The 10,092-nt window shown below is 32.3% G+C and carries 11 protein-coding genes; 4 read left to right on the forward strand and 7 right to left on the reverse strand.

Features of this window, described 5'->3' with window-relative positions; all coding sequences use genetic code 11:
• Positions 1-212 (reverse strand): transposase family protein (locus BMZ74_RS06095; protein WP_089860717.1); only part of this gene is annotated, 212 nt, incomplete at its 3' end.
• Between the two features lie 526 nt (positions 213-738).
• Between BMZ74_RS06095 and BMZ74_RS06100 the strand changes: the two genes are divergently transcribed.
• The gene (locus BMZ74_RS06100) at positions 739-1,542 is read left to right on the forward strand and encodes a histidinol-phosphatase HisJ family protein (protein WP_089861079.1); all 804 of its coding nucleotides are present in this window, start codon (positions 739-741) and stop codon (positions 1,540-1,542) included.
• A 66-nt stretch (positions 1,543-1,608) separates the two neighbouring features.
• A complete protein-coding gene (locus BMZ74_RS06105) occupies positions 1,609-2,808 on the forward strand; it encodes a M20 family metallopeptidase (protein WP_089861081.1) in 1,200 nt (399 codons plus the stop codon).
• A gap of 53 nt (positions 2,809-2,861) precedes the next feature.
• Here BMZ74_RS06105 and otsB read toward each other — a convergent pair whose 3' ends face one another.
• From otsB to BMZ74_RS06125, 4 genes are all read right to left on the reverse strand, one after another.
• The gene (gene otsB, locus BMZ74_RS06110) at positions 2,862-3,653 is read right to left on the reverse strand and encodes a trehalose-phosphatase (RefSeq protein WP_089861083.1); all 792 of its coding nucleotides are present in this window, start codon (positions 3,651-3,653) and stop codon (positions 2,862-2,864) included.
• Entirely contained in the window at positions 3,646-5,064 is a 1,419-nt protein-coding gene (locus tag BMZ74_RS06115; RefSeq protein WP_089861085.1) for an alpha,alpha-trehalose-phosphate synthase (UDP-forming), read from the reverse strand. Before BMZ74_RS06115 ends, otsB begins: the two co-directional genes overlap by 8 nt.
• A gap of 134 nt (positions 5,065-5,198) precedes the next feature.
• Positions 5,199-6,233 carry an HD-GYP domain-containing protein gene (locus BMZ74_RS06120; protein WP_089861087.1) on the reverse strand — a complete coding sequence of 345 codons (1,035 nt, stop codon included), beginning with the start codon at positions 6,231-6,233 and terminating at the stop codon, positions 5,199-5,201.
• A gap of 32 nt (positions 6,234-6,265) precedes the next feature.
• On the reverse strand, positions 6,266-6,463 hold the full coding sequence (locus BMZ74_RS06125; protein ID WP_089861089.1) for a helix-turn-helix domain-containing protein: 198 nt from the start codon (positions 6,461-6,463) through the stop codon (positions 6,266-6,268).
• A 269-nt stretch (positions 6,464-6,732) separates the two neighbouring features.
• On the opposite strand from BMZ74_RS06125, the gene BMZ74_RS06130 reads away from it, so the two are divergent.
• Positions 6,733-7,035, forward strand: coding sequence for a helix-turn-helix domain-containing protein (locus BMZ74_RS06130; RefSeq protein ID WP_177181376.1), 303 nt, complete (start codon positions 6,733-6,735; stop codon positions 7,033-7,035).
• Positions 7,036-7,143: 108 nt separating this feature from the next.
• Here the strand turns inward: BMZ74_RS06130 and BMZ74_RS06135 are convergent, their stop codons facing one another.
• Together BMZ74_RS06135 and BMZ74_RS06140 are read right to left on the reverse strand one after the other, a co-directional pair.
• A complete protein-coding gene (locus BMZ74_RS06135; RefSeq protein WP_089861092.1) occupies positions 7,144-8,454 on the reverse strand; it encodes a glucose-1-phosphate adenylyltransferase in 1,311 nt (436 codons plus the stop codon).
• Between the two features lie 107 nt (positions 8,455-8,561).
• Complete coding sequence (locus BMZ74_RS06140; protein WP_089861094.1) at positions 8,562-9,263, reverse strand: hypothetical protein; 702 nt, start codon at positions 9,261-9,263, stop codon at positions 8,562-8,564.
• A 191-nt stretch (positions 9,264-9,454) separates the two neighbouring features.
• Here BMZ74_RS06140 and BMZ74_RS06145 point away from each other — a divergent pair.
• Positions 9,455-10,092: ammonium transporter (locus tag BMZ74_RS06145; RefSeq protein WP_143070150.1), on the forward strand; the 638-nt coding region annotated here is incomplete at its 3' end.

Consider the following 10,092-nt stretch of genomic DNA (forward strand, 5'->3'; position numbering starts at 1 on the left):
CTAATAACTGTTTTTTTATCTCGAAGAGAAGTATCCTGAATCATTTGAGTTTTTCTATCATGAATCTTTTCTGCTTTTTTGCCGCAGACAGGACATTTAACATGATCTATTTTATAGTCAGCTACAAAAACTAAATATTCCTCCGTTTTAATTAAATCTGTTGCAACTAGGTCTGGTAAATCCATTAAATCTGTGATAAGATTATTATGCATTTGCTTGACTCCTTTATTGAATTTTTGGTGTTGTAACTATTTAATTCAACGGAGCCAGGCAAATGCCTTTTTTATTTAGATATTTTTAGATTTACAGTTTTTTCTTCACAACATTAATTATACAACCAATATCTTTTTAACTTTGTATTCTTCTCCAACAGACATCTAACTCCTCCTAAAATTAAAAAGAAAAAAACAACTTAAACAAAAAAAGAAAAATCTAGAAAAAAATACAAAATTGCCCCTTAAATTAAAAATTAAGGGATTTATACTCTCTTCTAGATTATGCCTGATTTAACAGTAACACTCACTAAGTCTTCTATCAAGTTTTTTTAATTGTAACACTATTAAAGCCTTTTTGCAAGATATTTATCTAATTTTAAGAAGTAAATAGCTTGCCTATTTATTTTAAAGATCTAATATGCTATTATATTATTAATCTCTAGAATGTCCAATTTATTAACCTTATTAAAAACTAAATCAAATTTTTTAAAAAATACTATATGAATTTAGAGAGGAGAAAATTATGCTCTATGACTATCATCTCCATTCTCAGTTTTCAGCTGATTCGGAAATGAGCTTAACTGAAATCTGTGAAACAGCAATTAATAAAGGCCTGACTGAAATTGCCATCACTGACCACCATGATCCCGATTACAAAGATCCTACAATTGAATTTCTGCTAAATAAAAAAGCATACTTAGCAGAAATCAGGAAACTCCAGCAAAAATACAAAGGAAAATTAAAGATAAAAAAGGGAATTGAAATTGGTCTTCAGCTACATATTTTAACTGAATGTAATAATTATCTAACTGATGACTTTGATTTTATTATTGCTTCTTTTCACACCGCAGAAAAAGCTGATTTATATAATGGGGATTTTTTCCGTGATTATAACCAATGGGAAGCTTATTTAAACTATTTAAAAACTGTATTAGCTGTTGTTAAAGTTTATCAAAATTATAATGTGATTGGTCATCTTGATATTATTAGACGCTATGGAGAGTTTGTTTCTAAACCAGACCTACTCACTAATAAAACAGCAGTTGAACTTATCAGTGAAATCTTAAAAATTATTATTCAAAACGACAAAGGTCTTGAAGTTAATACTTCAGGTTATAGAATTGATCAAAAAAATCCTCTGCCAAGTTTTTCAATTTTAAAACTTTATCATGAACTAGGAGGAAAAATTTTAACTATTGGCTCAGACAGCCATCAACCGGAACAAATTGCTCATAAATTCAAATTTACTATTAGCAAACTAAAAGAGATTGGATTTACTGAATTAACCACTTTTACAAATCGCCAGCCAAACTTTCATAAAATATAGATTTAACAAGCAGAGCAGCTAGCAGAATTTAATAATTAAATTTTTAAAATTAAAGGAGATTTTATAATGAAAAGTAGATTAAGCAGCCAGGAAGAAAAATTGATCCAAATAATTTTAGATTTAAAGCAGGAAATCACTGCTCTCAGTGATTTTATTGCCAAAAATCCAGAGTTAGGTTATCAAGAGTTTAAAGCAAGTAATAAGTTAAAAAAAATCTTAGCTAAAAACAATTTTAAGATTGAAGAGAATCTAGCCGGAATAGAAACCGCCTTTCGAGCCAGCTATAACTTTCGGCCTAAAATAAATAAAGCAAAAACAGGATTAAAAATAGCCTTTTTATGTGAATATGATGCTTTACCAGAGATTGGACATGGTTGCGGCCATAATATGATAGCAGCTATGAGTACGGGAGCAGGTATTGCCTTAAGTAAATTGAAAATAGAAATTGGTGAAATTCAGGTAATTGGCTGCCCGGCCGAAGAAACTGGGGGCGCAAAAGTTCAGTTAAGTCAAGCAGGTATTTTTTCTGATTTAGATGCAGTTATGCTGCTGCATCCTGCTGATCAAAATCAAGTTTTTGCAACTACACTGGCTATTAAAGCAATTCAGTTTAATTTTCATGGTAAGACAGCTCATGCAGCTGCTGCACCTGAAAAAGGAGTTAATGCACTTAGTGCTGTTATTCAACTTTTTAATGGTTTAAATGCATTACGTGAACATCTTAGAGATGATGCCAGGTTGCACGGAATAATTAGCAATGGTGGAGAAGCAGCTAATATAGTACCTGATGAAGCAGAGGCCAAATTCTATTTTCGAGCTCGTGATAAAAAATATTTAATGGAAATTGTAGAAAAAGCTCAAAATATTGCCCAGGGAGCAGCCTTAATGACCGGCTGTACACTTGACTATCAGGAATATGAAAACTCAAATGATAACTTAAAACCAAATAGATTATTGGCTGATATCTTTAAAGAAAAAATGATAGCAATTGGTATCAAAGATATTAAAGGGCCAGAAGATCATAGTGGATCTTCAGACATGGGCAATGTAAGTCACATAGCTCCTGCAATTCATCCTTATATTAAACTCGGTGATTTTACAGGTCATACTAGAGAACTACGTGATGCTACTCTAAGTTCCCAGGGCCATCAAGTTCTAATTAAAGGTGTTCAATCACTTGCTTTAACAGCCTTAGCTCTGTTTAATAATCCAGAATCTGCTGCAGCAGTTCGCCATGAATTTGAAAAACAAAATAGCAAGGCTTAAATAGCTGCATTAAAAAATCCTCTTTCAAAAAACTTTAATAATGAAAGAGGATTTTAAGTTTCTACCAATTCTTTTAGAAAATCAGCAACTGCTGCTGGATCAGCTAAAAAATATTCTGCTGCTGTTTTTAAATTTGACTCATTTTTAATATAAATAGTAATTCCCTGCTCAAGCTGACAAAAAACATCTTCATCAGTACTATCATCACCTAGATAGATAATCAAATAATTACTCAGCTTATCTCGAGCTACTATTTCATCTTTAATATATTCAACAGTTTTGCCTTTATCCCAACCAGTCAGTCTAATTTCAATAACTTTTCTACCAGGCAAAACCTGATATTTTGTTGATTTAAATTTCTGTAATAAATCAGTCACTATTTTATCCTGATTCAAAGTAGTTTCAAGATGAATTGCCAATCCAAAACCTTTATCTTCTACTCTAAAACCAGCCTTTTTTTCATAATTTTTTTTAACGTTTTGATAAAGTTTTCTGCTCTGCTGATCAATTTTCTGTTTAGCTAAAGGATAAATAATTTCTGCTGCAAAAGTTAAATCAATCTCCAGGCCATGACTGCCTGCATAATTAACTCCCTCTAACTTCAGCATTTTTTTTAAATCAGATAGCTTTCTTCCTGAAACAAAATTAAGAGTATATTTATCCAACTGCTGTAAAATTTCGAGTTGCTTTAGAGCTGCTGGCAGAGGGTATGCCTGAGCTGGATCAGGCTTAAAAGGAGCTAGAGTGCCATCATAATCAAGGAAAAGCAATACTTTATCCGCTGCTGTAATTTTATCTTTTACCTCAGCAAGCTGAGTTAGTTCTAATAAATTTTTTTTATTCATAACAAGCAAGCCAACTATCTATAAAATGATCCCGCCACCAATTTATATCATATTTTTTCAGTTTAGTTTTAGCAGCCTGAAGACGATCCTGTTTGGCTTTGGAAGGCATTTCTAGAGCCTCAAAAATAGCAGCTGCTACTTCAGCAGTATGATATGGATTAATTTGAATTGCATTTGACAAATACTCAGCTGCCCCGGCAAATTCTGAAAGAAGTAGAACACCATCTTCCTGTACTGCTAAATACTCTTTAGCAACTAAATTCATTCCATCAATTAGTGGAGTTATCAAAGCAAGATCTGCAGCTTTATAATATGGTAAAAGATCAGCCTGCGGAACAATCCCATAAAAATATTTAATTGGGATCCAGTCATCCTGTTGATATTTACCATTAATAGCAGCTACTTTTTCATCAATTTGCTGTTTCATCTGCTGATATTCAGCTACCTGAGTCCTGCTTGGAGCTATCCGCTGTACAAAAGTAACTTTACCTCGATAATCAGGATAACTGGCAAAAAATTCATTGATTGCATCTAATCTTTCTTCAATTCCCTTAGTATAATCGAGTCTGTCAACAGCAAAAACTAGTTTATCTGTCTGATAGTCATTTTTTATTTGAGACACTTTTTGGCAATAATCAGGACTGGCAACTAAATCTTCAAAGCCCTGGTAGTCTATACCTAGTGGAATACTGGTGACTTTTAATCGGTGCCCCTGATTAAAAACTAACTGTTCTTCAAAATCAACCTCCATACCTAATTTTTTTGCACACCGTAAAAAATTATCTACAAAAGATTGCGTATGAAAAGCAATAAAATCAGACTCAAGCATTGCTGATAAAATCTCATTTCGCCAGGGTATAGTTCGAAAACTATTCCAATCTGGCCAGGGAATATGCCAGAAAAAAGCAAGTTTTACTGATTCAGACTGCTTTTTCAATATATCTGGTACTAAAGCAAGATGATAATCATGGATCCAGACTAGATCATCTGCCTGTAGTTCTTCTAATATACTAGCTCCATACTTTTTATTTACCTGCTGATAGCTTTTCCAATATTGAGGTTTAAAATTAGCCTTATCAATAAAACCATGACAAACTGGCCACATAACTTCATTAGCAAAACCATAATAAAAATTATCTCTTTCTGCTTCTGCTAATTCAACCCGTTTAAGGGTATAACCAGTTTTATCTGGAACCTTAACTTTATTTTGCTGATCCAGAACTTCAAAATCTGCTTCTCCTCTTCCCCAGGCAATCCAGATACCTCCTTCAGCCTGCATTAGAGGATCAAGTCCTGTTGTTAAACCACCAGCTAATTTTTGCTGTTCAATTTGCTTTTTCCCGTAAACATGCTGATAAGGCTCGCCATTGGAAACTAGAATAAGTCTCTGCTGATCAAATCCTGCTTCCATAATTTTATCCTCCTTAAATAATTCATAAATACAGTTAAATCTTTAAATTTAAATTTTTATAAAGTTAAACTACTACTTATATTATAAAATATCAGACTCAAACTAAAAAAAAAGTAATTAATTAACATTATTTTTCATAAATCGTAAAGCTTCTGGATTAATTGGATAAATTCTCTCACCAAAAAAGGATCAAATTGACTACCAGCACAGTTATTAACTTCTCGTAAAGCAAACTCAATACTGGCAGCTCTTTTATAGGGACGTTCATGGGTAATTACATCATAAGTATCAACAATAGTAATAATTCTAGCTAAAAAGGGTATCTCATCTCTACTTAAGCCACCAGGATAGCCCTTGCCATCCCAACGCTCATGATGTGATAAGACAAGACTTGCTACCTCAGCTAAAACTGGAATAGATTTGACAATTCGGTAACCTATTTTAGCATGAGTTTTTACTACTTCATATTCTGAGTTAGTTAATCTACCTGGTTTGTTTAAAATAGAATCATCAATAATTATTTTTCCAATATCATGAAATCTGGCTGCTATTTTGAGTTCATCAATTTGATTAAGACTGAGTCCTAATTGTCTGGCCAATCTAACAGACAGAAATTCTATTCTTCTGGCATGAGCTCGAGTTTCACCTGCTTTTTCTTCTAATATTTTTTCTAAAGAAGAAAACACCTTATATTTATGACTAACATCTCGGGCTATTTTATTTCTATACATCCTCTCTTCTGCTAATCTAAATAATTCGTATAGTGAGTATTGAGATCTATTTGCGGTCGCAACCCCAATACCAGCGGTTAATCTTGTTGGCAAATCATTTGATTTAAAATAGTCAATAATTTCTTTCGCAACTTGTTCAGCCTCTCTTTTACTAACTTCAGGCATTAAAATTACAAATTGATCTCCATCAATTCTGGCTTTAATATCCTGCTCTCTGCTAAACTTCTTAATTATTTCAGCTGTCATTTTCAAGAAGAAATTTGCCTTTTCGTAGCTGTAAGTATCATTTATCTTTTTTAAATTATTTAAATCAATCGTAATAATGCTAAATGGAGCAATATGTTTATTATTCAATTCTGGCAATATTCGTTCAAAATAAAGGCGATTATTTAACCTAGTTAAACTATCAATATAATGCTTTTTTGCTATATTTTGCATTTTCTCACCTCAACTTAGCTTAAAATACATGCTTATTTTAATAAATCGGGTAGTGATATATCCAAAGCTTTTGATATCTTCTCTAAATTTTTTAGGGAAGGACTCTGCAAATCATTCTCAATATTACTCAAAAAAGATTGTGCAATTCCTGCTTTTTTGGCCAGCTTAATTTGAGTTAAATTCTGCTCTTTACGCAATCTTTTTATTTTCTGGGCTAACTTTGCTGACATTTTATTGCCTCCCTGAATTATTTATCTATTCATATAATATATTATCATTATAATAGATTATATTCAATATTTATAATGATAATATTCTTCTTTTACTGACAATTAGAACAATTTTACTGATTAAGATGATAATATTAATATTATCACTATTTTTTAGTAATAAATAATTGGTATAATAGTAGTATATTATCATTATAGTGATATAATAATTATTATAGAAATATTTAAATTTTTAGGTATAAAATAATTATTATATGGGGGTAAGTAATATGGATATTGGAAAGCGACTAAAAGAATACCGTAAAAAAAGAGGCCTGAGCCAAAAAAAATTATCTTACCAGACTGGTATCAGTCAATCATTTATTAGTTCAATTGAGGCAAATAAACAATCACCAACAATAACGACTTTAGAAAGACTATGTGAAGTTTTAGGAATAACCATGGCAGAATTTTTTTCTAAAAGAAGTCGAGGAGTTCCCGAGTCACTTAAACCACTGCTTGAGAATGCTAAGGATCTTAGTCCAGAACAGAGAAAACATTTAAGTAACTTTCTGGAAAGTTTAAGAGCTTGATATTTGTTTAAAATTTAGTAATTAATCTACACAGAAATTTATTGGAAAAATAAGACCAGGCAAGTTAATCCCCTGGTCTTATTACTTAAGTAAATTTATTTATAGCAATCAAATATTTAGCTCTCTAACATGTTCTTCATCACCTGCAGCAACTTTTTCGCCAATTTCCGAAGTAATCGTACTGCCACTTTTAATATTTTTAGCAGCAAAATCAGCTACTCCAACATAAGAAAAAACTCGGCAGTTACGTTCAATAGTTGTTCCAGCAGGAATAATAGCTCGTTTAGCGATTACATTTAAACCGCTACTTAACAGATCAGGTTTTGCCTGGTTTGAAGTAAGGTCTTCACCCCAACCTATTTTACAGTCTGATTTAATCTCTACCTCTTTATCAATGATAGTTTTTTCAATAACTGTATTACTCCTAATAATAGTGTCATTAAAGATTATTGAATCACGAACTACAGCCCCCTCTTCAATATAAACACCCGGGCTAATAACAGAATTTATTACCTTGCCATTTATTATTGAACCATTTGAAATTAAGCTTTTAGAAGCGCTTCCTGAAGGTCCAAATTTAACTGGAGGCTGTTCCTGACTCCTAGTATGAAGACGCCACTCTTTGTTATATAAATTAAGACTAGGTACGGGTGAGGTTAGTTCTAAACTCGATTCCCAGTAAGATGATAAAGTACCTACATCCTTCCAATAGTCAGCAAACTTATAGAGATAGACACTATCTTTTGCTATCATAGGTGGGATAATATGATGACCAAAATCAGAATCTTCTTCACTACAGTATTTTTCTAAAACTTCCAGTAGTATATCCGTTTTAAAAACATAAATACCCATTGAAGCTAAATTACTGGGAGGATTTGCTGGTTTTTCAACAAAATCAGTGATTTTATTGTCTTCATCACAGGCTAAAATGCCGAATCTGTTGGCATCTTCATAAGCAACTGGTTGAGCAGCTATTGTCAAATCAGCTCCTCGCTGCTGATGGTATTCTATCATTTTACTATAATCCATCTGATAAACATGATCACCTGAGAGAATAATTACATTTTCTGGGGCCTTATTTTTAATAAAACCAATATTTTTGTAAATAGCATGAGCAGTCCCCTGATACCAATCTGTAGAACCTGGTTTGCCTCTAAATGGCTGCAAGATTGTAACTCCTCCCAACCGGCGATCAAGATCCCAGGGCTTACCAATTCCAATATGATTATTTAACGAAAGTGGTAAATACTGAGTCAAAACTCCTACATTATAAATTCCAGAATTAACACAATTACTCAGGGCAAAATCAATTAATCTAAATTTACCAGCAAACGGAACACTTGGTTTTGCTCGATGAGCAGATAATATATCAAGCCTTGTCCCACGACCACCAGCCAGAATAAGTGCTAAGTTTTTCATTAACAGCCCTCCTCAGTTAACTTAGTGAATATATTTAATTTTCAATCTCCTGTTATTAATATATTAAGCAAAATAAGCAAAAATCCTTTAAATAGATTTAACTATTTTTAGAGTAGAAAATAATCTTTATCTTCAGGAAAAGTACGCATAAACTCTACTGCTTTTTTGTTTATTCTAAAAAATTCTCCCCGCTGTCTTTCTCTAAAATAACTGCTTTGTTTAAAGCTAACATATTCCTCTTCTGCTAGCTGATAAATTTCCATTAGACTCCATCCCCAGTCGAATCTATTCCCAATCTCCTGCCGATAGATTTGAGGAGAGTTAATGATAGTAGCTACTTCATAATTGGTATGATTAAACGGTTTTACCTGCTCATCTTGATTATAAGTAATTAGTTTTGTTATTTTATTTTTATTTTTAGTAAGCAGCTTTTCAAATTCAAGATGAGCAGGTTTTTTAGCTTCTTTTTCAATAATTTTGTTATTCAAATAATATAGATTGAAATCATAAATAATCTTCATTTTAAGATAGCTATATTCTTTTACATCAGAGAATCTTCCTTTTATCTTTTTAACTGGATAATAAACTAATTTTGGTAGCTCATATAATTCATTTAAACTTCCAGTAGATCTTAAAACTAGATCACCAACTGCTATTTCTTTTAAATTTCTTGCAGCTGATTTTGTTATTTTTTGTTCAACTAACTTTAGCTCTTTTCCTTCACTAAGCAAAGCTCTTAAGTTAAGCAATTTATTTTCTGCTTTAATTTCAGTAACTTCATATAAATTAATTTTATTTAAAATATTCACCGGTCCACCTCTTTTTCTGATTAAAATTTAAAGTACTAATTAATTACTATTCTAATTTAAATTATAACATATAAATCAGAAATATTTGTATACCATTATATAAAAGATAAAACCCTTGCTTTATTAAGGGCTTCTAAACTATAATTTAAACATGCATTATTTACATCTACCTAACACAAGGAGGAATTATCATGAGTAGTAGAGAAATGAGAAGTAGATTTTTTAAGACATGTTTAACAGCAATAATAATGGTTATCTTATTTAGCGGTTTTGCCCTGGCACAAGACGATTTGGCTGCTGCTAATTCAGTTGCTATTGATACAATCTGGACTTTAATTGCAGCTTTTCTGGTTTTCTTTATGCAGGCCGGTTTTGCTATGGTTGAGGCAGGTTTTACCAGAGCTAAAAATGCAGGGAATATCATTATGAAAAATATGATGGACTTTGCTTCTGGTTCTTTGGTTTACTGGATCTGCGGTTTTGCCTTTATGTTTGGGGCTGGTAATGGCTTTATTGGCCAGACAGGTTTTTTTCTCCATGATACTTTTGCTAATCTAGGACTTGATATTCCTGTAGCAGCATTTTTTATTTTCCAGACAGTTTTTGCAGCTACTGCAGCCACTATTGTTTCTGGAGCTATGGCTGAAAGAACTAATTTTTCTGGTTATCTAGCTTATAGTGTTGTGATTAGCGCCTTTATTTATCCTGTTGTTGGTCACTGGATCTGGGGTGGCGGCTGGTTAGCAAATATGGGAATGGTTGATTTTGCTGGCTCTACTGTTGTTCACTCTGTTGGTGGCTGGGCTGCTCTAGCAGGAGCTATTGTTTT

It is taken from the genome of Halanaerobium salsuginis, from assembly GCF_900114545.1.
In the GTDB taxonomy this organism is placed as follows: Bacteria; Bacillota; Halanaerobiia; order Halanaerobiales; family Halanaerobiaceae; genus Halanaerobium; species Halanaerobium salsuginis.

Coding starts and splice junctions, on each gene's coding strand:
- BMZ74_RS06120 (WP_089861087.1), bottom strand. CDS start 6,233: ATGCAAAATATAGCAAAAAAGCATTATATTGATAGTTTAACTAGGTTA.
- BMZ74_RS06100 (WP_089861079.1), top strand. CDS start 739: ATGCTCTATGACTATCATCTCCATTCTCAGTTTTCAGCTGATTCGGAA.
- BMZ74_RS06105 (WP_089861081.1), top strand. CDS start 1,609: ATGAAAAGTAGATTAAGCAGCCAGGAAGAAAAATTGATCCAAATAATT.
- otsB (WP_089861083.1), bottom strand. CDS start 3,653: ATGAATAAAAAAAATTTATTAGAACTAACTCAGCTTGCTGAGGTAAAA.
- BMZ74_RS06135 (WP_089861092.1), bottom strand. CDS start 8,454: ATGAAAAACTTAGCACTTATTCTGGCTGGTGGTCGTGGGACAAGGCTT.
- BMZ74_RS06115 (WP_089861085.1), bottom strand. CDS start 5,064: ATGGAAGCAGGATTTGATCAGCAGAGACTTATTCTAGTTTCCAATGGC.
- BMZ74_RS06130 (WP_177181376.1), top strand. CDS start 6,733: ATGGATATTGGAAAGCGACTAAAAGAATACCGTAAAAAAAGAGGCCTG.
- BMZ74_RS06125 (WP_089861089.1), bottom strand. CDS start 6,463: ATGTCAGCAAAGTTAGCCCAGAAAATAAAAAGATTGCGTAAAGAGCAG.